Genomic DNA, 22,908 nt, shown 5'->3' with positions numbered 1-22,908 from the left:
TCGTTATCAACAATCTCAGCATGAACCCACACCGTGTCTTCTGGTATTTCAATCTTGACCGCAGCGTGTCCACTTTTTGTGTGCACTCTATTCTTTCAGGATCTTCTTTCAATATCTTTCAAGATGAAGGAGATTGTAGTGTTTGTAGGGCACTTGCCAGCAGCGAAAGGCACGCCTCGGTGGCAAAGCTACGCTGGCGATGGCGATAAACGCAGAGATCTACCCGCGCTGCTTCAAGCTCTGAAGAAGCCAAGGGAATGCTAACTAGTTGACCCAATTGGCACTCCCGAGCTACCGCCATCGGTGGCAATACCAGAACACCTGCACCGTTAAGGGCGAGTGCTTTTTGAGTTTCCAGTGAAGCGGTTCTAAAGGTGGGGGCCAGAACTATCCCGACCTGATGAGCGGCGCGCTCCAGCGCTTGGCGCACGCCATAAGATTCATCAGGCAGGATCAGCCGGTGCGCTGCCAGGGAGTGAAGACTCACCTCAGAAGCCGCGGCCAATGGATGGCCTGGAGCCATCACTGCATGGTGGTGCAACTCGGCGCTAGCAAAGGGCACAATGTCATCATGGCGGGGCATAAAGAAGGACAAGCCAATATCGGCATCACCTCGGCGTAGCGCCTCCACCATTTGGCTAGCACTGACGATCCCGATATCAAAACTCAAATGGGGATAGCGCTGCCCCATCTTGGCTAACGTAGGCGCTAGCAAGCCAGCCACAACGCCTTCCGCCACCTGCAAACTGACCCGCCCAGTTCGCAAGCCCTTCAAATCGGCAATATGTTCCTGCACCCGCTCTAGGTCACGGAGGGTACGCTGCGCCTGGGCAGCCAACAACTCCCCCGCCGCCGTCAGGCTAATGCCGTTGGGGCCACGCTCGATGAGTGGTGCGCCAAGCTGGTGTTCCAGTAAATCGATCTGGCGGCTAATCGCTGTGGGGGCAATATGCAGTTGGGCGGCAGCTTGGCGCAGCGAACGACACCGGGCCACAGTATCGAAATAGCGTAATGCGCGGCCACTGATCATAAGCGCCCCTTAAAGCCCCAGCTGCCGTGACATCACTGTTACGTTTTCGCCCCGATACTCAAGGCTTTCTTCATCTTGCCAACCCAGCCGACGATAGAGCGCCTGCTGGTCGGGAGTATAGAGATAGAAGCGCTCGATGCCGCTCTCAGCGGCTTCTACTTCTATCCGGCGTACCAACGCAGAGGCAATACCCTGCCCCCGCCATTCGGGTACGACAAATACTGAGGCAAGCCAGGGGGTAAATTCACGACGAATGCTCATATCATCGGCAATTAGGCTGGCGGTTCCCACAGGGGTTTCGCCTTGCATAGCCACAAAGATGGAGGGCACACCACCCTGACCACATTCGGCCTTTAAATGTTGAATAGCCTGTTCTTGGGTGAGACCTGGGTGTAAATGACCCCAGGCTTCAAATGTCCACCCCGAAACTAACACAACATTTGGATCGTCAGCGCTGAGCCGCTGGAGGGTGATATCGCTTTGCATGAATGGCGCCCTATCTTATTATTTAGCATAGGCGAATACAGTAGCGATATATGGGTAGGCTGGCCAGCGCCGATACCTTCCGCACACGCCGTTGGCCAGAGGCTTTACTGCTATTATCTGTAGCAAAAACTGCAACCAGATAGGGTTCATCTACCTTGAAAGCAATTGCCAACTTAATACAAAAGCGGCAATGCAATTAAGCCATCAGACGGACAAAGGCTTCATTTTCTTAGCCAGTTCATCGTCCAACTCATTGGCCCGCTTGGCTGCTGGCCTGCTTTCCATACGCTCTATGTAATGCTTAAACACCTCTTTTGGTGGGATATTCTCCTGCATTGTTTCCCACCAGAGATAACTGCTAACCAATATATCTGCGGCAGTAAACTGATCGCCGCAAATATAAGCGTTTTCACTGAGTACTTTTTCAAGCGTATTGATACTGTCTTCCACTTGGCCACAACCAACGGCCTGTACGTTGCTGCTGTCGATTTTCCAATTGTAGGCCTTTGCACTAGTAGCCATTTCAAACGGACCCGCCATAAAAAAAAAGCCAGCGATAATAAACTCCACGTTCGGGAGATTGCGGGGGTGGTGAAAGCTTTTTATCCGGAACCTGATCCGCCAGGTACGCGCAGATAGCCGCCACTTCCGTCACAACAGTGTTGCCATGTTTGATGGCAGGCACCTTGCCCATGGGGTTTATGGCCAAGTAGTCCTCAGATTTCATCTCTGAATCGAACTCCATCGCCTTTACCGAGTAGTCTATGCCTACTTCTTCCAACATCCAGCGCACAACGCGCCCGCGGGACATAGGGTGGGTGTAAAACGTTAGCTCTGACATATTAGGCTCCTTTTTCAGTCAATTTTCCGGTGACACAAGGTACTGCCAGATCAGATTAGTTTGTTAATAGGTGAGAATCCGCCCTAAATAAAAGCAACAATGCATTTTTCTGCAAGACTTTAACGATGGCTTCAATAGGGAGGCAGTAATGGCAGGCCCCACAACACGCGTACTTGCGGTGCTTGAGTTGCTGCAAGCTAATGGCCAAATGGGCGGCGCTGAATTGGCCGAACGCCTGGGCGTGGATCGGCGCACTATACGGCGATACATTACGGCGCTGGAAGATATAGGCGTGCCGATAGTGACCGAGCAAGGGCGCTACGGTGGCTACCGATTGGTGGCTGGCTTCAAGCTGCCACCCATGATGTTTACCGACGAAGAGACATTCGCCGTTTCGTTAGGCTTATTGGCCGCTAGCCAGCTGGGACTAACAAACGCAGCGCCCGCCATTGCCAGCGTACAAGCGAAGCTCGAGCGAGTGATGCCAGCTAATTTAAAAAGCCGTGTTCGAGGCATCAGTGAGACCACTCAGGTGATCTTACCCCGGCGCGAACCCAGCCGTGATGACCGCGCCCTTGAGACGCTGACTAAAGCCACAGAGGTCATGCGAACCGTGGGGCTTACCTACCACTCCCCGCAGCATGATCCGATTGAGCGTCAGATCGACCCCTACGGGCTAGTTTTCCAACAAGGTAGGTGGTATGCCATCGGTTTTTGCCATCTACGGGGAGCCATGCGCTCATTTCGATTAGATCGTATCAGCGGCGTGCACCTACTCTCAGGTACCTTCATACGCCCCACCCGCTTTGATGCAGCCGATTTTTTGAGCGAAAGCCTCATGTCCTGGGGCCCCACTCATGAAGTATCACTGGTGCTACACATTGATCATGCCGCGTCCGCTGACTTTGAGAACCAATTTTTCTGTACAGGTCAGTTCGAACAGGTTGAAGGTGGACTACTGCTCCATACCCGCACGGATAGTTTCGAGTGGTTTGCCTATTGGCTGGCACAGCTCCCATTTCAATTTACCATCCTCAAACCAGACGGCCTCAAAGAGGCGCTTCGCGAACACGCCAACCATTTACTAGCAAGTTGTGAGAGCGCTTCACCATATTCAACAGATACGCCCTGAAACAGTCTAAAACCTGGGAGATAATGAAGGCGCTATTCGCCTGATTTTAAGGATAAGGCTTCTTAGCCTCTTAAGTGCTAGTCTGTTAATCAAATAACTTTTAATACAGACTCACAAATGCAACATTCATCAAGGCGCACACACCGTCTTGCATTGGCGACAATTGCCCCGCGAATTTTTGCCTTTTGCCATACCTTCGGACTCACCGTATGGATTGCCGTGGTAGAAGGTAGCGGCTGGACACTTATTCTGCCCGGGATTTTGCTGCTGCTATGGCCCGGTGTTGCCTATGCGCTTGCTGTAAGCGCCCAGAACTCCAAGCGTGCCGAGTTCAGAAATCTCCTCTATGACAGCCTGCTATTTGGTTTTTGGTGCAGCGTGCTGGATTTTTACGTTTTAGCCACCATCACCATTGGGCTTGCCTGTTTGATGAACAATTTAGTGGTCGGCGGAGTACGGAAGATGCTTATTTCAGCCGTACTTTTCACAACCGCAGCCTTGATTGGAAGCGCCTTAACGGGATTCAAGTTTCGCCCCTATGTGAGCAACAATTTAGACATCTACCAATGGACGGGGGCAGTCATCTATTTTCTAACCATAGGCCGCATAACGTACAGTCAGAATCGTCAGATCGGCCGCAGCATTGGCGAGATTCAGTTTCAGAACCGAGTCTTTCACACGCTGCTTGATCTCGGGACGGTGGCAAATCGTGCGACCAATATCCATACCCTGCTAGATGACTCATTAAACCACCTACACTCCCATTTCCCCGACTACGGTTTTGCTGTTTTTGTACAAGAACGACAACGTTGTGAAGTGACACGCTACGCGGCTGTTGCGGGACTAAGCCCAAAGGATGAACAGCGTCTAAAGCATCTATTGGCCAGCGTTCATAGGCAAAGAGTACAGCCGGACACACGGCCACAAACAGACGAAGGCGAGAACCTATATGTCATGTCCATGGAAGGCCGTCTAAGCTTGTACGAAGGCTGGCTGATCATGAAAGCTCCCAGCCGAGAAGACGGCTTGGAGCAAATACTTTCCCTCTTTGCCGACCAACTTGCGGCCGCTACCGAAAATAAATTGCTACATTTGGAATTGAAGAAAACGGCTGAGCGTGACGGACTCACCGGCCTTTATAACCGAGGTTTCTTGGAAGCCGCGCTGCAAATGAGCATTCAAGGCAAGGCGCAGACGCCGAGCCTGGATTTTGCTGTATTGATGATGGACGTCGACAAGCTTAAGGAAGTGAACGACCATTATGGTCATGTTGCGGGCGATCAACTGATTTCCAGCGTTGCCAAGTACCTGCAACTTCACTGCAGGGACAGCGACATACTTGCACGCTGCGGTGGCGATGAATTCGTCATTCTATTTCCTTCTGCCGACTTGACGGCAGCCAAGCGTATGGCCAACTTGATCAGAGACAATTTGCCTGAACAGCGTTGCATTATCGACACCGCTAGCGGTGAACGTGAAGAACTGACGCTTCATTTGAGCTTGGGATTCGCCAGCTCCAGCGAAGTGCCTGCCATACAGGTATTTGCTCTGGCAGACCAGCGCATGTACGAAGACAAGAACCAGCGCCGCAAGCAAAGAGTAGATGACTTGGGCACAGCGAGCTGGCCCCCCTTATAAAAACTTCCTCACAAACCACTGGCAAGCGGCTGCCCCCACTGATCGCCATGTACTAGTTCACTTAATGGCAAGCGAGAGCGCCAGCCTTTGGCTTCAAGCTCTGGTTGGTCTAAAAACTCGCTAACATAGCCAAGGCAGAGATACGCCAAGGGGTAAACGTGGTCAGGCAGATTCAGCGCCTTGCTCAGCTGCTCTTGGTCGAGAATGCTCACCCAACCAACGCCAATACCTTCTACCCGCGCAGCCAACCAGAGATTCTGTACAGCGAGACAAGTGCTGAAAAGATCGGTATCCACCATACTATTGCGCCCCAGCACGTGAGGCCCGCCCCGGCTTCGGTCACAGGTAATACAGAGATTAAGCGGGCTCTCCATAATACCTTGCAGCTTAAGGCTGCGATAATGCGCTTGACGCTCGCCTTCAAAGCGTTCGGCGGCCTTCTGATTCTCCTGCTCGAACATCGCCAGCACTGCTTCTCTAACGCTGCGACTTTCAATCACGATGAAATCCCAGGGCTGCATAAATCCCACTGAAGGCGCATGATGCGCGGCCTCCAAAAGGCGGGCCAGTACATCAGGAGGTATTCTGTCGGGCAGAAATTGCGAGCGCACATCGCGCCGCTCGTGTATGGCGCGGTAGAGCCCACGGCGCTCAGCATCGGAAAAACGGTGGTTCGAGGTGGTCATGGCGCTGATTGGGCCTTTTGCTGATCTGTTTTATAGACAGTAAGAGTCTACACGAGCTCAGCCTAGCCGCCATCTCAGCGGGTTTGTTTGGCGTAAAACGCCATCTTCGTCCCAGTCATCCCATCCGGTAAAGGGGATGGGCAGTTCGCTGTCCAAGTTTCTCAGACGATCTACCCAAGCCGCTTTGCAGACCTCTAGGTGACCAATGATGTCAGCTTCCTCTTGGTAACGAATACCGCCGCCCTGAATGCCGTAGCTCACCTGAGGCGCCAGCACGTCAAAGCCAACGTAGTACAACGATGCGTGTATGGGCCACAGCCAGTGCACCATATTGCCAGCTCGGCCAAAAGGCTGAAATGCTTTCTCCGGTGAGCCCGTGGTGACTGATAGCATCGCCTTCCTACCGCGATAGTAGCCTCTGTCGTAACGCATGCGGCTTGTATAGCGCCCGCCATACACCAACACCCGATCAAACCAGCCTTTCAAAATGGCAGGCTGGGCGTGCCACCATAAGGGAAACTGGAAGATCACCAAGTCAGCCCACTCCAACCGCGCCAACTCCCGCTGGATATCCTGCGGTAATGTGTTTTTCTCGTAGTGAGCCCGCTGCTCATTGAGGGGATAGAAGTAGTCCGACGCCACGGTGCTATGCGGATATTGCTCAGGGCGCTCCACCGGATCAAACTGCTCAGCATAGAGATCATCCACTTCCACTGTATGCCCCTCGCCCACCAGCTGTTCTACCGCCTCATCCACTAGGCCGCCATTAAACGACTTGCGTTCAGGATGAGCCAAGACGATCAACACATTCATTCTGCGCTTCCCCTATTGATTGGTTCAACGACAGACTAACCTGTTCAAATACGCTCAAACATTCGCGAAAAATGACAACTCAGTTTGCATGAATGAACAGCAAATAAGGTGGGACGATCTAGCGATTGTCCCCCTACCGCTGGAGCTAGCGTCACTGCAAACAGAAAACTGGATAGGCCCGGATGTTCATCTGGGCGACGCAACGTTTGAAAAGTGGATGATGAATAAAAACACTGCTCACAAGCTAGACAGCATGCTGGGCATGCAGTCAGCGGTACGCCACGGGACGGGTACCACAGTTCTGCCTGCTATCTCGGTGATGCCGATGAAGCACTATTCAGGCTAAGCTTCCCATTGAAGCGCTCACCATCCAACTCTGGTGCTCGCTCACCCAGACCTGCGCCATGTGGCCAGAGTCCGCGCGTTTATGGAGGCGATGACAGAGGATTCGTAGCCAAATGATCTAGCTCAGCAAAGGGGAAATATCTCTCACCATTGTTATTTCACTAACTCGGAACGGTGATTGCGGTTGATCCAGGCATTAAAGGTATTTGAAAATTTTTAATTTCTTCAATTAACCACCGTTTAAATGCCATAGCACGTGGATTTTCAACTTCAGCCGGATGTGATACTAGATAGTAGGCAAACTCGTGGCTACGCCAAGGCATAATTGCATGAATTTTTCTCTCCAGAAGAAGTCGACTAGCAATAGAGTATCGACCTATACAAAGTCCAAGACCGTTAGCGCAGGCCGTTAAGGTCAGACTGCTATCAGAGAACTGTAATTTCTGTAGTGATGAATCCAGCTCAACCCCTGCTTCACGGAACCAAGGTTGCCATGTATTCCAAGGCTCTGTTGGGTGAACACTACTGTCTTCCAATAAAAGTTGCGAGTGCAACAAGCTTTCTGGACGAGTATCACTGAGGCGGTTTATCAGCGTTGCCGGGGCGAGTATTGTCACGACATCCCCCATCAGTTGCTCAGTATGGAGGTTTGGGTAATGACCTGTGCCAAAACGGATTCCGATATCAGCTTGGTTATCGCGAAAGCTCAATAATTCACTTTCACCACGTAGCTTTAGCTGCAGGCCAGGGTAAAGAGCTTTTAAATTACCTAGCCGTGGGATCAGCCAATAGTGGATAAATGAGTGAGGGGCAGATAGCGTCAGAGGGCCGTCTACCCCCTGTTGCCTAAGCTCTTTAGTTGCTTGTTCGATTTGGGTAAAGATATTAGATAACCGACCGTAGTAGCGACGACCAGACTCCGTCAGGATTACGCCACGTGGTAGGCGTATAAACAACGAAATTTCGAGCCTGCCCTCTAACGATGGCTGACGGCTGCTGGAGTCAGACTTAGTTCCTGAGCAGCTGAAGCGAAGCTCCCTAATCGTGCCGCTGCTTCAAAGGCGCGAAGGGTGTTTAAGGGTGGAAAAGTGATTCTGCTCATGGCTAAAACCTAGTAACCCTATGGGTGATGATAAAGCAGTTTCCATTATTATTTTTAAGGCCACAATGATGCTTTCTTTTAAATGATCCTTTTAGGAGCAGAACATCATGAGTGAGCATTTATATCGCCTAGCGGCGTTTTCAACAGACCCATCTAAAGGCAACCCTGCTGGCGTCTGGATTGGCGATGAACTGCCAGATACTAAGACGATGCAGAGTATCGCCGCAGAAGTGGGTTACTCAGAAACTGCTTTTATCGCCCCAGCTAGCGGAGAAATTAGAACCATTCGTTACTATAGCCCGTTAGCAGAGGTCAGCTTTTGTGGTCATGCCACAGTTGCAAGTGCCGTCATGCTGGGGCGCTTAAGTGGTATTGGCACTTATCAGTTGGATACATTAGTAGGCCGCGTACCTGTGAATGTTCAAGCGGTTGATGGTCAGATTCAGGCAGCACTCACCTCGGTTGAACCTTCTCACAAACCTGTCGCTGACCAACTTGTCGATGAAGTACTCGCTCTACTCCAGTGGCCATCTGATGCGCTGGATCTCACCATTCCTCCAGTCCTAGCTTATGGCGGAGTCTGGCACCTCATTCTAGCGGTCAACTCCCTGTTTCGATTGAGTCAACTTGATTACGATTTTGAAAAACTGAAATCATTAATGCTTCGAGAGAAGCTGACGACGCTGCAGCTTGTATTTCGAGAACACAACGGCCTGTTCCATTCACGCAACCCTTTCCCAGTGGGCGGCGTCGTAGAGGATCCTGCCACTGGAGCTGCGGCGGCAGCGCTAGGTGGATATTTGCGAGATGCTAAGTTGATCGATGTGCCTGGGAAATTTCTGATAAGACAGGGTGAAGCAATGGGGCGATTAAGCTTGCTGCAGATTGAAGTACCCAAGCAAGGAGGAATCGTGGTGGCTGGCACAGCCGTAGAAATTATTTAATTGCCTACCATGTTGCTCAGAGGTAGTAATTTGAACTCTGTATTGAAGGGTCAAACAATCTTCTGAGCAACAATAGAGTAAACATGCCAATGCTTGGACTTTCCGAGCAGTGTTTTGCCTTCTTTATTATGCTCAGCAATATCTATTACCTTAAACCGATCATTAAAAAGCGCCTGGATATCAGCATAGGAGTGTATCGATAAATCCCCTCGCCCCATTTTGGCCCAGGTGTCATTAGGGCCCATAAAATGGCCACAAAATACACCACCCTTTAGCAGTGAATTGGTAAGACTTTGCCAAGCGCAAGCAAATAGCGCTGGGTCACAAAAAAACAGGCTTGAGCAGGCATTGACGAGCGCCGTTTTAGGGTACACAAACTGATCAAAGCTGGACACTTTTGGAAATAGTGTTTTATCAAGGTACTGACCACCAACCTCACGTACGCGAGATATCGCCGTATCGCTTTGATCATAGGCATGCACCGTATAGCCGTGCTCCAACAAGAACAGGGCGTCGCGCCCAGCCCCGCAGCCTGCATCAACAGCCACCTTCTTAAGCAAAGAGTTTCCCACCAGCTCAAGCGCTCGTTTTAGTGGCGGGTACACATCCGCGTTGAGTGATTTCTCGAGATACATTTGCTCACTCATTCTAACCTCTCAAATCCCGCCAAGAACTGCTTAAGCAGCTCATCGAGTTGCGCTCGTTGCTCTTCAGTTAGGCCGCTCACCAGCTGCGCCTGGGTTTCCACATGAGCAGCAACGGCTTCATCGATTAACTCGAATCCACGCTGGGAAAGAGAGATGAGAAAACCACGACCATCGTCGGGGTTTTTGACCCGCTTGATCAAACCCGCCTTTTCCAGTTGATTGATGCGGTGAGTCATGGTGCCTGAAGTCACCATGGTGGATGCCATCAAATCCCCCGGCGATAGCGCGTAGGGCGCTCCCTCACGGCGAAGAGTTGCCAGAACGTCAAAGCTCGCGTCAGTCAGACCGTATTTCGCCCAGGTCTTCTCCATTACGCGTATTAAAGCGTGGTTAAGCCGTTTGACCCGCCCGATGGTAGCCATCGGCGCTACATCGAGGTCAGGCCGCTCCTGCCGCCACTGTTTGAGAATGTTGTCTACATGATCCATGAGCGTATTTTGCGCTTAATTATCTTGACGTCAAGATTAATCACACATATCTTGATATCAAGACACTTCGAAACGGTACCAATGAGAACTACGCGAATGACATCATTAAGCACTACCCGCACACACTCACGCAAAAGAGCTTGGCTTGCCCCACTGGTGTATCTGTTATCCGGCGGCGCCTTGCTGGGTCTATCGACTAATTTGGCAAAACTTGCCGGTGACATTCAGCTACCGGCGCTCGCTTTTCTGTTTTGGTCAATTTCAGGAGCGGCGCTTATTCTATTGGTTCTCGCGGCCTTCCGCGGCAATCTGCCGCCGGTTAACGTTCGCACCGTTGAGTATTACGCTATTTCAGGTCTGCTGGGCGTAGCGGGTGCCAACCTGCTTTTTTTCTCAGCTATCCCCCATGTGGGTGCGGGGTTCGTGGCATTAATCATCACTCTGCCACCGCTACTCACCTACATCGGCGCATTAGCGTTAAAAATGGAGCGGTTTCAGGTGTTGCGTGCGGCGGGGGTTATATCAGCCCTCGCGGGGGCCGTCACCCTGGCCTTCCATAAGCTTTCGGCGCCGGATGCCAATTACCTCTGGATTCTCCTCGCTTTAATTGGTCCCGTTCTGCTGGCTATCGGCAACATCTACCGAACCTTACGCTGGCCAGAAGGCGTATCCAGCGATGCGTTGGCGCCGGGGATGCTTATCGCAGCGGCCATCATTCTCCTCAGCGTGGGGTTTCTGCCTGGCTTCTCACTGAACGTTCCGACAGAACGTCCCCTGCCGTTCTTGCTGATGGCACTCCAGGCGATGGTCTTCGCAGGCCAGTTCTTACTGCTCTTCCTGCTACAGAAAAGCGGCGGCCCGGTGTTTCTGAGCCTATTGGGTTCCGTCGGCGCCGTGGTGGGCGTTCCGGTCGCCATATTGCTACAAGGAGAAACCGCTCCCGAAGGCTTACTGCTTGGCACCCTATTAATTGGAGCCGGAATTACCCTGCTCAACATTGGCAAAGCCAAACAACTTAACTAATGAACCCAAGAGAGATATATCATGAAAATTGCAATATTTGGTGCCGCTGGCGACGTTGGCAAACGCATTATGAATGAAGCATTAGCACGTGGTCATAACGTAACCGGCGTGGTGAGAACAGAGAGTCAGCTTAACAAACTGCCCGCTGAAGCCAGCCGCTGTGTCGCGGATATAGCGGACTCACACCAGCTAGCTCATGTTATTCAAGGACAAGACGTGCTGATCAGCGCCGTTCGCCCACCCGATGGAAAAGAAGCGACGCTGGTGGCGCTAACCCGTTCTCTAATGGCGAGTGCCCTTCCGGGTCAGCGAGTGCTCTTGGTAGGCGGAGCCGCACGATTGCTAATCCCCGGGCGCGCCGGTGATACGGTCTTAACAGCCCCCGATTTCCTTCCTGCCTCTGCGCTAGAAATTGCCAAGGCATGCCAAGCTCAGTATGAACTCTGCTTGGGTGAAACCAGCACAGCGTGGACTTACTTCTCCCCTGCCGCCATGCTCATGCCTGGAGAGCGTACGGGACGATATCGTCTTGGCACCGATACCCTCGTCGTGGACAATAACGGAGAATCTCGCATTTCAATGGAGGATTTCGCGGTAGCGATGCTTGATGAAGCAGAGACGCCCCAGCATATTCAGAAAGCCTTTACGGTAGGTTATTAATACAAAAATCGGCAAACTACCCCGTCATCCAACCTAAAAAAGTAAAGCGAGCGTCGGTAGGTTCCAGCAGCAGCACCGGCGCAATCTCTTGTAGTACTTAACAGTAAAGCCCCATTAATTTAACGGGTTAGAGTATGCTCCGCTCCATATAGTGAGTCCCACCCTCTGTTTTACGCACGCGAAACCCCATACGCTCGTATAGCGCTATTGCTGGGTTGATACAAAACACACGCAGCCGAAGTAAGCGGATGCCCGACTGTTGGGCGATTTCCTTCGTGTGGCGGATTGCCGCTGTACCTAAGCCTTGGCGCTGCCACTTCTGATCAATTTGTAGCTCTCGAATATAGTAAGCGGCTTCATCGTGATTTATGCATAACAACCCTACTGGGCTAGCGTTAATAACTAATTCGTAACTGTCTAACTCATCCCATTGTTTATCAAACAGGGCTGTATTCCAGCGCATATCCAACTGTTCGTAGTAAGCAGACATATTTTGGCGAATTAATTTTTCCGCGAACGCCTTGTCGTTAGTAGACCGAATAATAGGCGTCATATCTCGATATCCTAATGCTGCTTTCACGAACTTGTAGCAAGAAGTGCAGTGTTAGCTTGGGCTATTTCATACTGACTAAACACGTGCACACCATGTTCCCGAAGCAGTGCGGCTGTTACTCCCATACCCGGTACTTTTTTACCAGAGAAACTGCCGTCATAAATAGCGGTGCTTCCGCATGAAGGACTGAACTCAGCAAGCACTGCGATATCGATAGCGAATTTACGGCACAGGTTCAAAGCGATAGAGGCACCTGCTAAAAATTCATTGGTCACCTTGCCTCCATCGTTTTCGATAACATCGACCTCACCGTTTAAAACACCCTTACCACTGCCTTGGAAAATCTCCGCGGGCGGCCTGGGAATACTCATCCCCGCCTCAACTTCGGGGCAAACAGAAACGATTCGGCCTTCAGAACGCCACTGCTCAACGATCTGATCATCCACGGAAAGGGCGCCACCATCATAGCGAACCTGTTTACCCAAGAGACAGGCGCTCATTAATACTTTTCTCAAATCACCAATCTCCAATCTCCAATACGGTGATGAACTCAAGAGTGACGTTTTAACTGAATCGACCCAACTAGGAAAGCTCTTCTTGTCAGCCATTTAACTTTAGCTGCTTTCGGAAATACACTCGATTAAACCCCGCTTCATGCCGACACTCGCCCCTGACGTATCCTAGTTTGGGGTACATGGCGAGATTTTCTATCATGGCTTCATTCGTATAAAGTTCCACGGCTTCGTATCCCTTTTCCTCGGCTGAACATTCCACGTGATCGATCAATCGCTTCCCAATGCCGAGGCCACCATACTCGGGTAGTATGGCAACGTTTTCGAGGTGAAAATGATCGCCTTCGGGGTAGAACACAACATAGCCCACAAAATGTGAATCAAGGATAGCAACATCTATGTAGCCGTAGCCGACTAGGCTTGCGTAGTCTGCATGCATGGGCGCAGGTTCACGACCAATGCGACTGATGTACTTTGAATAGGCCAAACGAGCGCAGGACTGAATGTCTGTCAAATCGGTTACGAGTGCAGTGCGGATGTCGATTAAGGGCATATCGGCATAATCTCGATGGTATTGTGATTGTCGAACATCCAAGAGATCGCAGCGGTAGCGTTTAATGCTTTGGACTTATCGCGTTTGCCGCCAATGACGCACCATTGCAATGCCTTCTTCATTCACTAAAAGTCAACATATATTGTTGCATTGCTCTCTTCTGGGCGCATAAAACAAAGCAAGCTGGCGGTTAGAACGAGTTCACACCGGGAAGATAAAGAGCGTCTATTATCAAACGAATCTGGTAATGTGGCTTCGTCAAATCAGGGCTACTACCGCTACCGTTTCGCCTCTTTAGCCAACCGGCTGTAGAGCGTGGATCGGGCAATGCCGAGTTGCTTTGCCGCTTGGGTCAAGTTACCTCCTTGGCGCGCTATTGTTTCTTTGATGAGAAGCTCTTCCGTTGTCCTGAGATCAGAAGTCGACGTATATTCTAGCCTATTCGTCGCTGAAGGGGCCTCTTGGTTCATACGAACCTCCTCGGGTAAGTCGTGCCATTCAATGCATTTCCCCGAAGCCATTAGCATCGACATTTCCAGAACATTGCGCAGCTCGCGCACGTTTCCGGGCCAATGGTAATGACTCAAGCAGTCCTGGGCCTCGCTCGACAGTGAAACGGGGGGTGTTCCCCGTTTCACTGTCGAGCGTTCTGCACAGCTGCTCGGCGATCAACAGCACGTCGTCTCCCCGCTCGCGCAGAGGCGGAACCCTCAAGCGCAGCGTAGCAATGCGATAAAACAGATCCTGACGAAAGGTGCCCTTTTCCACTTCATTGGCCAGGTTGCGGTTGGTCATCGATACCAGACCGATGGCTACCCGCTTTTCCTGATGGCTGCCGATACGGTAGACGATACCGTCGTCCAGTACCCGTAACAGATACGGCTGCATACCGGGCGGCAATTCGCCGATTTCGTCAAGGCATAGAGTGCCACAATCTGCCACCTCGATCTTGCCGGCAGACGAGCGATCCGCACCGGTAAAAGCCCCCTTTTCATAACCGAACAGCTCACTGGCCATCAATTCACGGGACATCGCGCCACAGTTAATCGGGACGAACGAACCCGAGCGTGGCAATTCGTTGTGGATAGCACGCGCGAACAGCTCCTTGCCTACCCGCGTCTCGCCCTCGATCAGGATGGGGGGCACCACTCTGCGCCATCTTTCGTGCGGTCACACAAGTTTCCAGCATGATGTGACTTTCGCCGATGATATCTTCGAAACCGATGCTCCGTTGCGGCTGGATCAACCTCTTGGCAGGCGCCGCTGGAGAGGCATTGGGCAGAATGAGAATTAGCCGATCAGCTTCTGCTCCATCACTGGCTCACAGCGCACGCCGGGAATCACTTTTTCGATGAATTCAGTGAAACTCACTGAGGTCATCCTGATGCCGTCTTGGCCGAGATCCAACCTACCATTCTGACTGTCCAGCAAGCGGGGGCATCGATGACGAAGACCCCTTAGCGCTCGGTCAGTCGCGTACAGCACTTTCCCGCTGCGTGAAAGCGCGATTGTCGTATCGTTCAATCCCGTGAATCGCCTAGCCAGGAAGTAAAAACGTAAAAGATAATAATAGTTAAAGCTACGAAAAACTTACCAGCTCGTCTTCAGAACATACCAAAGCTCAAAATCTGCATTACCAGTTACAGCAGCAAGCACGGCTCGACCAATTAAATTTTTCGCCATTTATTAGCTGCATCTGCATGCACTTTTGCGTGATTGATCTAAATCAATTCAAGCCATTGTAATGGGACTACACTGAATATAGTTGATTGCTCCTTAACCATAGGTCGGAGACAACGCATGTCAGATGAAAAGCTCACTCCATCAAAGCCTGAAGAGGATCTAGCGACACGGTTCCCTACAGCCTACTCAATTCTCTTCCTGCTAATTATTCTTGTAGCGGCGCTGACCTGGATCATTCCTGCCGGGCAATACGAACGTACGATGAACGAAGAGGTCGGACGCGAAATTGCAGTACCTGGCACCTATGTAACGGTTGATTCAAACCCTCAAGGTTTTGTGGACATCATGCTGGCCCCCACGGCGGGTTTCTATGATCCCGACAGCTATGCCGCCAATGCCATCGACGTTGCCTTATTTGTGCTGTTTTTGGGTGGCTTCTTAGGCGTTATCAATGCTACCGGCGCAATCGACACGGGGATACGTAACGTGATGCATCGGCTGGAAGGCCGAGAGATCTGGATGATCCCCATCCTGATGACGCTGTTTGCCCTTGGAGGCACCACCTACGGCATGGCAGAAGAGACTCTGGCCTTCTATGCCATTCTAATCCCCATCATCATCGCTGCTGGCTATGATGCGATCACAGGAGTCGCCGTGATTCTGATCGGCGCTGGTATTGGTGTGCTGGGCTCCACCATCAACCCCTTCGCTACTGTCATTGCCTCTAACGCAGCGGATATTCCTTTTACAGATGGAATTGTACTTCGGCTGGTGCTGCTGATTGGCGGGCTGGTGATTTGTTCAGTCTACGTGATGCGCTACGCCAAACGCATTAAGTTGGATCCTGCTCGCTCCGTTGTGGCCAGACAACAGAATGCACACCGCAAACTCTTTCTACAGGGACACGACGAGCTGGAAAATTTTGATCTTTCAGGCACTCAGAAAATTACCCTTGTTATTTTTGCTCTGACCTTCATTGCGATGATTTGGGGCGTCTCGTCCCAAGGCTGGTGGATGGCTAGGATGGGCGCACTTTTCTTTGGTTCCGCCATTGTGATCGGCATCATCGCTCGGCTGGGCGAGAAAAAGCTGACCAGTAGTTTTGTCGACGGCGCCCGCGATCTGCTCGGCGTAGCCCTGGTCGTTGGTCTGGCACGCGGCATCGTGGTGATCATGGAACAAGGCATGATTGCCGATACCATCTTGCATAGCGCCGAAAGTACATTAGGTGGATTGCCTGAACTAACCTTTATCAATTTGATGTTCTGGATCGAGGTAGGAATGAGTTTCTTCGTACCCTCCTCATCCGGACTTGCCGTACTATCCATGCCTATTTTAGCGCCCTTGGGCGACTTTGCTGACGTGGGACGTGACTTGGTGGTAACTGCTTACCAATCAGCCAACGGCCTGGTTAATCTGATAAACCCGACCTTTGCCGTAGTGGTCGGTGGCCTAGCGATAGGCCGTATCTCTTATGACCGTTGGCTAGTATTTATCTGGCCTCTCCTTCTTATTTTGACTGTTTTTATCAGTGCAGTTATTAGCATTGGTGCATTTCTATAACCAGGGCAAAGGAGTATGCGACATGTCAGAACACACTTTGGGCGTTCACTCGGAAACTGGGACTTTACGGCAAGTTATCGTCTGCCGCCCTGGGCTAGCCCATAGAAGACTGACTCCCTCCAACTGCGATGCGTTATTGTTCGACGATGTCTTCTGGGTCAAGCAGGCACAGAAAGACCATGACGTATTCGCCGAGGTAATGCGTGAACGGGGTGTGGAGGTTCTGGACGTTAACGACCTGCTGGCGACAACGCTTGATATTCCCGAAGCACGTACCTGGGTTCTAGACCACCGTATTACCTGGAATCATATCGGGGTAGGCATGGTATCCGACCTTCGCGCATGGATGAACGAACTGCCGGGTAATACGCTGGCGAAATTTCTCATTGGTGGTTTGGAAGTAGGAGACCTGCCTTTCGACCCTTCAGGGCTGTTCGGTAACCATCTGGGGCCTCACGGCTTTGTGCTGCCGCCACTGCCCAACTTACTGTTCACCCGGGATAACAGCGCCTGGATTTATGACGGTGTCACCCTGAACCCTATGTACTGGGCTGCGCGCAAACCAGAGACGCTGCTAATGAGCGCGATCTACCGTTTCCATCCGAAGTTTGCCGGCAAGGTGAACGTGCATTGGGGCGACCCGCTTGAAGATCATGCGCTGGCGACCCTGGAAGGAGGGGACATCATGCCGGTGGGTAATGGTGTCGTGCTGGTGGGGATGGGGGAACGATCCTCCCCGCAAGCCATTGGCCAGCTGGCCAAGACGCTTTTTGCTAACGGCACTGCAGAACGGATAATTGCCTGCCAGATTCCCAAGACCCGTTCTGCCATGCACCTGGATACCGTGTTTACCTTCTGTGGCGGCAATGTAGTGACCACTTTCAAGGAAGTCGCAGATGAAATGGTTTGCTACGACCTGCGTCCGGGGGAAGGCAGCAAGCACCTGTCGTTCTTCCAGGACAGCCGCCCGCTGTTTGATGTTGTTGCCGATGTACTTGGTTACCCGTCCCTGGAAGTGGTCGCCACGGGTGGCGATACCCCTGCCGAACGGGAGCGAGAACAATGGAACGATGGCAATAACGTGCTAGCACTGAGTCCGGGGGTCGTCATCGGTTATGACCGCAACGACGATACCAATGCTGCGCTGGAGGCAGCCGGCATAGAGGTACTGGCCATACCCGGAGCGGAGTTGGGCCGGGGCCGGGGCGGCGGGCGTTGCATGAGCTGCCCGACAATACGAGATACAGTCTGACAAGGAAGGAGCAGAACCATGGCTTTCAATCTCAAGAACCGGCACTTCCTGACCCTGAGGGACTTTACGCCCCGAGAGATCAGTTTTTTGCTCAAGCTTTCCACCGACCTGAAAACAGCCAAGTACGCTGGCACCGAAGTACCGCAGTTGCAGGGCAAGGACATAGCGCTAATCTTTGAAAAGAACTCCACCCGAACCCGGGTAGGCTTTGAGGTTGCAGCGTTTGATCAGTGCGCCCGAGTAACCTATCTGGGCCCGACGGGCACCCATATCGGCCACAAGGAATCCGTCAAGGATACCGCCCGTGTGCTCGGCCGCGTTTACGATGCCATCGAATACCGGGGGTTCGGCCAGACGGTGGTTGAGGAGCTGGCACAATATGCCGGCGTGCCGGTTTACAATGGGCTGACCAATGAATTCCACCCTACACAGATCCTCGCAGACTTCCTGACCATGCAGGAAAATGTGGAAAAGCCGCTGCGGGATGTTGCCTTTGTATTTATCGGGGACGCTGCGAATAACATGGGCGACAGCCTGCTGATCGGCGGCGCCATGATGGGAATGGATGTGCGCTTGTGTGCGCCCAAGGCCTGTTGGCCCAGCGAGGCTATTCAGAATGAAGCACAGACCATTGCCAGTGAGACCGGCGCACGAATCATGATCACGGAAGACATCGATGCTGCGGTGGCAGGCGTGGATTTTGTCTACACCGATGTGTGGGTGTCCATGGGTGAGCCGAAGGAAAAGTGGGCAGAGCGAATCAAACTGTTGCAGCCCTACCAGGTCAATGCTGCCCTGATGGAGAAAACCGGCAACCCCCGCGTAAGGTTCATGCATTGTCTGCCGGCCTTCCATAACACCGAGACCACCATAGGCAAGGAAATACAGGCCGAGTTCGGCATCGATGCCATGGAAGTCACCGACGATGTCTTTGAAAGTCCCGCCTCTATCGTATTTGATCAGGCGGAGAACCGAATGCACACCATTAAGGCGGTGCTCGTCGCCACTCTTGGAAACTGATTCGAGGAGCATGACATGCTTGTAGTAGCAGCTCTGGGAGGCAATGCCCTGTTGCGGCGAGGGGAGCCCCTGACCGCCGAGGCCCAGCGCGCCAACGTGAAAATTGCCGCCGAATCATTGGCCGAAATCATCCGCGCCGGCCACCAGCTGGTAGTCACTCACGGCAATGGCCCCCAGGTAGGCTTACTGGCGCTTCAGGGCGCTGCCTATAAGCCGGACGAAGCTTATCCGCTGGATGTACTGGGCGCTGAAACAGAAGGTATGATCGGCTACATCATCGAGCAGGAACTGGAAAACGCCCTGGACCATAACAGACCTGTGGCCACCCTACTTACCCAGGTTCTGGTCGACAAGAATGACCCCGCCTTCAGCAATCCCACCAAGTTTGTCGGGCCAGTTTACGAAAGGGAAGAAGCCGAGACCAAAGCCGAAGCCGCCGGTTGGCACATCGCTCAGGATGGTGACAAGTGGCGGCGGGTAGTGCCTTCGCCCAAGCCCTTGGAGATACCCGACATGAGGGTGCTCCAGCTGCTGCTGGAACAGGGCGTTGTGGTGATCTGCGCCGGAGGCGGTGGCATCCCCATTCTTCGCCGAGAGAACGGCAGCATGATCGGCATCGAAGCCGTGATCGATAAAGACGCCGCCAGCGCACTTCTGGCCAGCCAGCTGGGCGCAGATGCCTTGCTCCTTCTCACTGACGTGGACGCCATCTACCGTGACTTCGGTAAGGACACCGCTGCACCTATCCATAAATTAACGCTGGATGAAGCTCGCAAGCTGGACCTGCCGGCTGGTTCTATGGGGCCAAAAATGGACGCCGCGTGCAATTTCGCTGAAAGCGGAGGCATCAGTGGTATCGGCCGTCTAGAGGATGCACTAGATATTCTTAAACTACGGGCGGGCACTTGTGTTGCTAGCTAACGCTTTTTACTGCTTATTGCAGACTTAATGAGGACGTGTACCTACCGAAGGACGCCTTCATCAGTTGTCACAGCCTCCGCCTTATAAAACCAATAGAGGTAAGCCACCAAGTCTGATGGCTCTTTTGATTCTCTCTTTACTCTGTTTAATCAATCCCCTACCCCAACTGAAACGGGTAGACCGAACCAATCTGCAGTAACTGCGTCAGTTCATCCAGTGCAACAAGCGACTCTTCCGCCAGCTGTGGATCGGCCAAATCGTCCGGGGCGAGGCGAACGCGATAGTGGCGCTCCACCCACGCGGTCAGGTCAGTGTACAGTGCATTGGTGAGCAGCACGCGGCCAGAGAGCGCTGCACGTTCGGCCTCCGTTAGCACCACGCGCAGGCGCAGGCAAGCGGGGCCACCACCGTTGCGCATGCTTTGTTTGACGTCTTTAACGACCACTTCACTGATCGGATTATTGCCCGCCAGCAGATAATCCTGAATGGTGCGCCATACCGCCTCGCGCTCCTGGCATTCGCCGGGCACTACCAGCGTCATGGTGCCATCCGGGTTGGAGAGCAGCTGCGAATTAAATAGATACGAGGCTACCGCATCCTCCATGCTTACCGCTTCCAAGGGCACGCGCACGGGAATCAGCGGGCTGGCCATTTTGGTGCGCAGCTCATCGAGCGTGCCTTCTTCATCCAGAAAGGCCATTTCGTGGTAGAGCAGCACGGGGCCATTGCCCACTGCAATGACGTCGTTGTGGAATACGCCCGCGTCGATGGCGTCCGGGTGTTGCTGGGCAAACACCGTTTGTGCGTCCGTTAGCCCGTGTTGGCGCGCCACCGCTTGGCTGGCCTCCAAGGTCTGTCGGGCAGGGTAACGCTTGGGTTCGCGCTCGCCGCTACGCACGTCACCAAACGCCTGGCGGCCATATACAAACAGATGAACGCCGGGTTCGCCGTACTCACCACACAAACGGGTGTGATTGGCTGCACCTTCATCCGAAAAGGCTGGCGTAGCGGGCAGCACCGGGTGGTGGCAGAAGTGCTGTTCGTCGCGGAAGATCGCTTGCAGCACACGTCCCGTGGTTTGCGGCTCCAGGTAGCGGTGAAAGCTGGACTGTAGGTTCGCTGGTGTGAAGTGTACCCGACTATCGGGTGCATCAATGCTGGGAGTAATAGTGCCCGCGTTAGCCGTCCACATACTGGACGCCGAGCACACCGCCCGAAGCAGTTGCGGCGCTTCTTTAGAAGCACGAGCCAGCACCTCACCATTACTACCGCTAAAACCTAAATCGCGCAGTGCGCCAATATCGGGGCGCTGTTGGGGTGGCAGAACGCCCTGGGCATAGCCCGCGTCCATCAGCGACTTCATCTTAAGCAGCCCCTGCAGCGCGCCCTCCTTGGGATTGGAGACTAAGCCGCCGTGACTCATGGACGCGACATTGCCCACGGCCAACCCAGAGTAGTTATGGGTTGGGCCGACTAGGCCGTCAAAATTGACTTCCCTAACGCTGCTGAGATCGGCGGCACTCACAGGCTCACTCCCGGCGGCAGGGTCTCGGGCATCTCCAGGCTGTCAGCTTCCATGGAGGCGACTGGGTAGGCGCAGTAATCCGCCGCGTAAAACGCGCTGGGACGGTGGTTGCCGCTGTCACCCACACCACCAAAAGGTGCATCGCCGGATGCACCGGTGGTTTGGCGGTTCCAGTTGACGATTCCAGCACGAATACGCAGCAGGAAGTCATCCCAATCGGCTCGATCGCCGCCAATTAAACCGGCGGAGAGCCCGTAGCGGGTGTTATTGGCAAGCTGTAGCGCTTCATCCCAATCGCGATAGCGGTGGATTTTCAGCAGCGGGCCGAAGTGCTCCTCGTCCGGCACGTCAAGACCGGTCACATCAATTAGCGCGGGACTTAACAGGCTGGTGCTCTCTTTCTGGCGCTTCATACGATTGATCACCGTACCGCCCATGGCCTCCAGCTCCTCTTGGGCCTTGAGCAGGCCGTCCGCCGCCGCTACGCTGACCAAACCGCCATAGAACGGCGCAGGATTTTCTTCGAACTGGCCCGCCACGTGTAACTTGGCGATCGCCTCAGAAAGCGCATCGATCAATCGATCACCGACAGCACCCTCCGGCACCATCAAACGCCGCGCGCAGGTGCAGCGCTGGCCGCCGGAGAGGTACGCCGACTGCAGAATGGTCAATACCGCGGCACGCTCGTCGTCGACATCCTTCACTACCAGGGGGTTATTGCCGCCTAGTTCCAGCGCCAGAATTTTATCCAGTTGTCCGGCAAACTGCTGGTGCAGCATACCGCCCACTTTGGCGCTACCGGTAAACAGCAGGCCATCAATATCCGGGTTACCTGCCAGTGCCTGGCCTACCGGCACACCGCCCTGCACCAGGTTAATGACGCCTGCCGGAAGCCCGGCCTCTAGCCAGCACTGCAGGGTCAAATCCGCGGTAAGCGGGGTTTGGTCGCTGGGCTTGAAGACCACACAGTTACCCGCCAATAGCGCAGGCACCATATGGCCGTTGGGCAGGTGGCCAGGGAAGTTGTAAGGGCCAAACACCGCCATCACACCATGAGGACGATGGCGCAGCACCGCATTTGCACTGCCCACCACTTTTGCCCGCTCCCCGGTGCGCTCGTTATACGCCTTAACCGACAGCGCCACCTTACCCACCATGGCACCCGCTTCGGTACGCGCCTCCCAGATCGGCTTACCGGTCTCTGAAGCAATCGCCACGGCCAGGTCTTCACCACGTGTTTTTAGCACCTCGGCAAATCGCTCGACAAGCGCCTGGCGCTCGGCAAAAGGTGTGCGCGCCCAGCCGGGGAAGGCACCGCGGGCGGCCTCTACAGCGGCTGCGACCTGCTTAGTACTGGCCGTCGCTGCTTGCCATAACGGCTGTCCGGAAACGGGATCGTGCTTGCTCAACGGCTCGGCGTCGCCTGCGACCCAGGCGCCATTGATCAGTTGCTGCTGTTGGGCGTGCATAAAACTCTCCTGTAAACGTCGC

Annotated in this window: 27 protein-coding genes; 10 read left to right on the top strand and 17 right to left on the bottom strand. The window is 53.3% G+C overall.

Going from position 1 to position 22,908, the window contains the following annotated elements:
• Positions 1 to 118: 118 nt before the first annotated feature.
• From AC4EYZ_RS19580 to AC4EYZ_RS19565, 4 genes are all read right to left on the bottom strand, one after another.
• On the bottom strand, positions 119 to 1,030 hold the full coding sequence (locus AC4EYZ_RS19580; RefSeq protein WP_233974205.1) for a LysR family transcriptional regulator: 912 nt from the start codon (positions 1,028 to 1,030) through the stop codon (positions 119 to 121).
• A 9-nt stretch (positions 1,031 to 1,039) separates the two neighbouring features.
• Positions 1,040 to 1,516 (bottom strand): GNAT family N-acetyltransferase, encoded by a 477-nt coding sequence (locus AC4EYZ_RS19575; RefSeq protein WP_022522515.1) that lies wholly within the window; start codon positions 1,514 to 1,516, stop codon positions 1,040 to 1,042.
• 204 nt (positions 1,517 to 1,720) lie between these two features.
• Positions 1,721 to 2,038, bottom strand: coding sequence for a glutathione binding-like protein (locus AC4EYZ_RS19570; RefSeq protein ID WP_474191114.1), 318 nt, complete (start codon positions 2,036 to 2,038; stop codon positions 1,721 to 1,723).
• 1 nt (position 2,039) lies between these two features.
• Positions 2,040 to 2,357 (bottom strand): glutathione S-transferase family protein, encoded by a 318-nt coding sequence (locus AC4EYZ_RS19565; RefSeq protein ID WP_474191115.1) that lies wholly within the window; start codon positions 2,355 to 2,357, stop codon positions 2,040 to 2,042.
• Positions 2,358 to 2,505: 148 nt separating this feature from the next.
• On the opposite strand from AC4EYZ_RS19565, the gene AC4EYZ_RS19560 reads away from it, so the two are divergent.
• Entirely contained in the window at positions 2,506 to 3,489 is a 984-nt protein-coding gene (locus AC4EYZ_RS19560) for a helix-turn-helix transcriptional regulator (RefSeq protein WP_233974204.1), read from the top strand.
• A gap of 117 nt (positions 3,490 to 3,606) precedes the next feature.
• The gene (locus AC4EYZ_RS19555; RefSeq protein ID WP_474191117.1) at positions 3,607 to 5,127 is read left to right on the top strand and encodes a sensor domain-containing diguanylate cyclase; all 1,521 of its coding nucleotides are present in this window, start codon (positions 3,607 to 3,609) and stop codon (positions 5,125 to 5,127) included.
• An 8-nt stretch (positions 5,128 to 5,135) separates the two neighbouring features.
• Here the strand turns inward: AC4EYZ_RS19555 and bluB are convergent, their stop codons facing one another.
• Positions 5,136 to 5,813 (bottom strand): 5,6-dimethylbenzimidazole synthase, encoded by a 678-nt coding sequence (bluB, locus tag AC4EYZ_RS19550; protein WP_009288193.1) that lies wholly within the window; start codon positions 5,811 to 5,813, stop codon positions 5,136 to 5,138.
• Between the two features lie 57 nt (positions 5,814 to 5,870).
• Positions 5,871 to 6,626, bottom strand: a complete 756-nt coding sequence (locus AC4EYZ_RS19545; RefSeq protein ID WP_027960019.1) for an NAD(P)H-dependent oxidoreductase — start codon at positions 6,624 to 6,626, stop codon at positions 5,871 to 5,873.
• 88 nt (positions 6,627 to 6,714) lie between these two features.
• Here AC4EYZ_RS19545 and AC4EYZ_RS19540 point away from each other — a divergent pair, with 88 nt between their 5' ends.
• Positions 6,715 to 6,972, top strand: coding sequence for a hypothetical protein (locus AC4EYZ_RS19540; protein ID WP_474191119.1), 258 nt, complete (start codon positions 6,715 to 6,717; stop codon positions 6,970 to 6,972).
• 160 nt (positions 6,973 to 7,132) lie between these two features.
• On the opposite strand, the gene AC4EYZ_RS19535 is transcribed toward AC4EYZ_RS19540, so the two are convergent.
• A complete protein-coding gene (locus tag AC4EYZ_RS19535; protein ID WP_474191120.1) occupies positions 7,133 to 7,927 on the bottom strand; it encodes a LysR substrate-binding domain-containing protein in 795 nt (264 codons plus the stop codon).
• Positions 7,928 to 7,947: 20 nt separating this feature from the next.
• Positions 7,948 to 8,073: a LysR family transcriptional regulator gene (locus tag AC4EYZ_RS19530; protein WP_474191121.1), complete on the bottom strand. Its 126-nt coding sequence runs from the start codon at positions 8,071 to 8,073 to the stop codon at positions 7,948 to 7,950.
• A gap of 107 nt (positions 8,074 to 8,180) precedes the next feature.
• Here AC4EYZ_RS19530 and AC4EYZ_RS19525 point away from each other — a divergent pair, with 107 nt between their 5' ends.
• Complete coding sequence (locus tag AC4EYZ_RS19525) at positions 8,181 to 9,017, top strand: PhzF family phenazine biosynthesis protein (RefSeq protein ID WP_474191122.1); 837 nt, start codon at positions 8,181 to 8,183, stop codon at positions 9,015 to 9,017.
• Between the two features lie 50 nt (positions 9,018 to 9,067).
• Here AC4EYZ_RS19525 and AC4EYZ_RS19520 read toward each other — a convergent pair whose 3' ends face one another.
• Together AC4EYZ_RS19520 and AC4EYZ_RS19515 are read right to left on the bottom strand one after the other, a co-directional pair.
• Complete coding sequence (locus tag AC4EYZ_RS19520) at positions 9,068 to 9,664, bottom strand: class I SAM-dependent methyltransferase (RefSeq protein WP_474191123.1); 597 nt, start codon at positions 9,662 to 9,664, stop codon at positions 9,068 to 9,070.
• Entirely contained in the window at positions 9,661 to 10,152 is a 492-nt protein-coding gene (locus AC4EYZ_RS19515; protein ID WP_474191124.1) for a MarR family winged helix-turn-helix transcriptional regulator, read from the bottom strand. The genes AC4EYZ_RS19520 and AC4EYZ_RS19515 overlap by 4 nt, the downstream gene beginning before the upstream one ends.
• A gap of 96 nt (positions 10,153 to 10,248) precedes the next feature.
• Here AC4EYZ_RS19515 and AC4EYZ_RS19510 point away from each other — a divergent pair, with 96 nt between their 5' ends.
• Positions 10,249 to 11,175 (top strand): DMT family transporter, encoded by a 927-nt coding sequence (locus AC4EYZ_RS19510; protein ID WP_027960017.1) that lies wholly within the window; start codon positions 10,249 to 10,251, stop codon positions 11,173 to 11,175.
• A 21-nt stretch (positions 11,176 to 11,196) separates the two neighbouring features.
• A complete protein-coding gene (locus AC4EYZ_RS19505) occupies positions 11,197 to 11,835 on the top strand; it encodes an NAD(P)-dependent oxidoreductase (RefSeq protein WP_027960016.1) in 639 nt (212 codons plus the stop codon).
• A 127-nt stretch (positions 11,836 to 11,962) separates the two neighbouring features.
• Here the strand turns inward: AC4EYZ_RS19505 and AC4EYZ_RS19500 are convergent, their stop codons facing one another.
• The 5 genes from AC4EYZ_RS19500 to AC4EYZ_RS19480 form a co-directional block, all read right to left on the bottom strand.
• Positions 11,963 to 12,388: a GNAT family N-acetyltransferase gene (locus AC4EYZ_RS19500; RefSeq protein WP_027960015.1), complete on the bottom strand. Its 426-nt coding sequence runs from the start codon at positions 12,386 to 12,388 to the stop codon at positions 11,963 to 11,965.
• A gap of 23 nt (positions 12,389 to 12,411) precedes the next feature.
• A complete protein-coding gene (locus AC4EYZ_RS19495; RefSeq protein ID WP_009288192.1) occupies positions 12,412 to 12,918 on the bottom strand; it encodes a 2-thiouracil desulfurase family protein in 507 nt (168 codons plus the stop codon).
• 70 nt (positions 12,919 to 12,988) lie between these two features.
• Positions 12,989 to 13,453 carry a GNAT family N-acetyltransferase gene (locus tag AC4EYZ_RS19490; RefSeq protein WP_027960013.1) on the bottom strand — a complete coding sequence of 155 codons (465 nt, stop codon included), beginning with the start codon at positions 13,451 to 13,453 and terminating at the stop codon, positions 12,989 to 12,991.
• Between the two features lie 278 nt (positions 13,454 to 13,731).
• Positions 13,732 to 14,040 carry an AAA-type ATPase lid domain-containing protein gene (locus AC4EYZ_RS19485; protein ID WP_474191125.1) on the bottom strand — a complete coding sequence of 103 codons (309 nt, stop codon included), beginning with the start codon at positions 14,038 to 14,040 and terminating at the stop codon, positions 13,732 to 13,734.
• Entirely contained in the window at positions 13,952 to 14,602 is a 651-nt protein-coding gene (locus AC4EYZ_RS19480) for a sigma 54-interacting transcriptional regulator (protein ID WP_474191126.1), read from the bottom strand. The genes AC4EYZ_RS19485 and AC4EYZ_RS19480 overlap by 89 nt, the downstream gene beginning before the upstream one ends.
• A 651-nt stretch (positions 14,603 to 15,253) precedes the next feature.
• Here AC4EYZ_RS19480 and AC4EYZ_RS19475 point away from each other — a divergent pair.
• Genes AC4EYZ_RS19475 through arcC form a run of 4 tightly spaced genes read left to right on the top strand, consistent with a single transcriptional unit; the run spans position 15,254 to position 19,892 of the window.
• Positions 15,254 to 16,699: a YfcC family protein gene (locus AC4EYZ_RS19475; RefSeq protein WP_009288189.1), complete on the top strand. Its 1,446-nt coding sequence runs from the start codon at positions 15,254 to 15,256 to the stop codon at positions 16,697 to 16,699.
• 22 nt (positions 16,700 to 16,721) lie between these two features.
• Positions 16,722 to 17,951 (top strand): arginine deiminase, encoded by a 1,230-nt coding sequence (locus tag AC4EYZ_RS19470; RefSeq protein ID WP_027960012.1) that lies wholly within the window; start codon positions 16,722 to 16,724, stop codon positions 17,949 to 17,951.
• Positions 17,952 to 17,969: 18 nt separating this feature from the next.
• A complete protein-coding gene (argF, locus tag AC4EYZ_RS19465) occupies positions 17,970 to 18,971 on the top strand; it encodes an ornithine carbamoyltransferase (protein WP_009288187.1) in 1,002 nt (333 codons plus the stop codon).
• Between the two features lie 15 nt (positions 18,972 to 18,986).
• Positions 18,987 to 19,892, top strand: coding sequence for a carbamate kinase (gene arcC / locus AC4EYZ_RS19460; protein WP_009288186.1), 906 nt, complete (start codon positions 18,987 to 18,989; stop codon positions 19,890 to 19,892).
• Between the two features lie 157 nt (positions 19,893 to 20,049).
• Here the strand turns inward: arcC and astB are convergent, their stop codons facing one another.
• Both astB and astD read right to left on the bottom strand, forming a co-directional pair.
• On the bottom strand, positions 20,050 to 21,417 hold the full coding sequence (gene astB, locus AC4EYZ_RS19455; RefSeq protein WP_474192896.1) for an N-succinylarginine dihydrolase: 1,368 nt from the start codon (positions 21,415 to 21,417) through the stop codon (positions 20,050 to 20,052).
• Positions 21,414 to 22,886 carry a succinylglutamate-semialdehyde dehydrogenase gene (astD, locus tag AC4EYZ_RS19450; protein WP_474192897.1) on the bottom strand — a complete coding sequence of 491 codons (1,473 nt, stop codon included), beginning with the start codon at positions 22,884 to 22,886 and terminating at the stop codon, positions 21,414 to 21,416. Before astD ends, astB begins: the two co-directional genes overlap by 4 nt.
• Positions 22,887 to 22,908 lie beyond the last annotated feature (22 nt).

The organism is Vreelandella sp. 162(4c), assembly GCF_058152265.1.
Note: the sequence above shows the minus strand (reverse complement) of the source record. Positions and strands in the feature narration are given on the sequence as shown.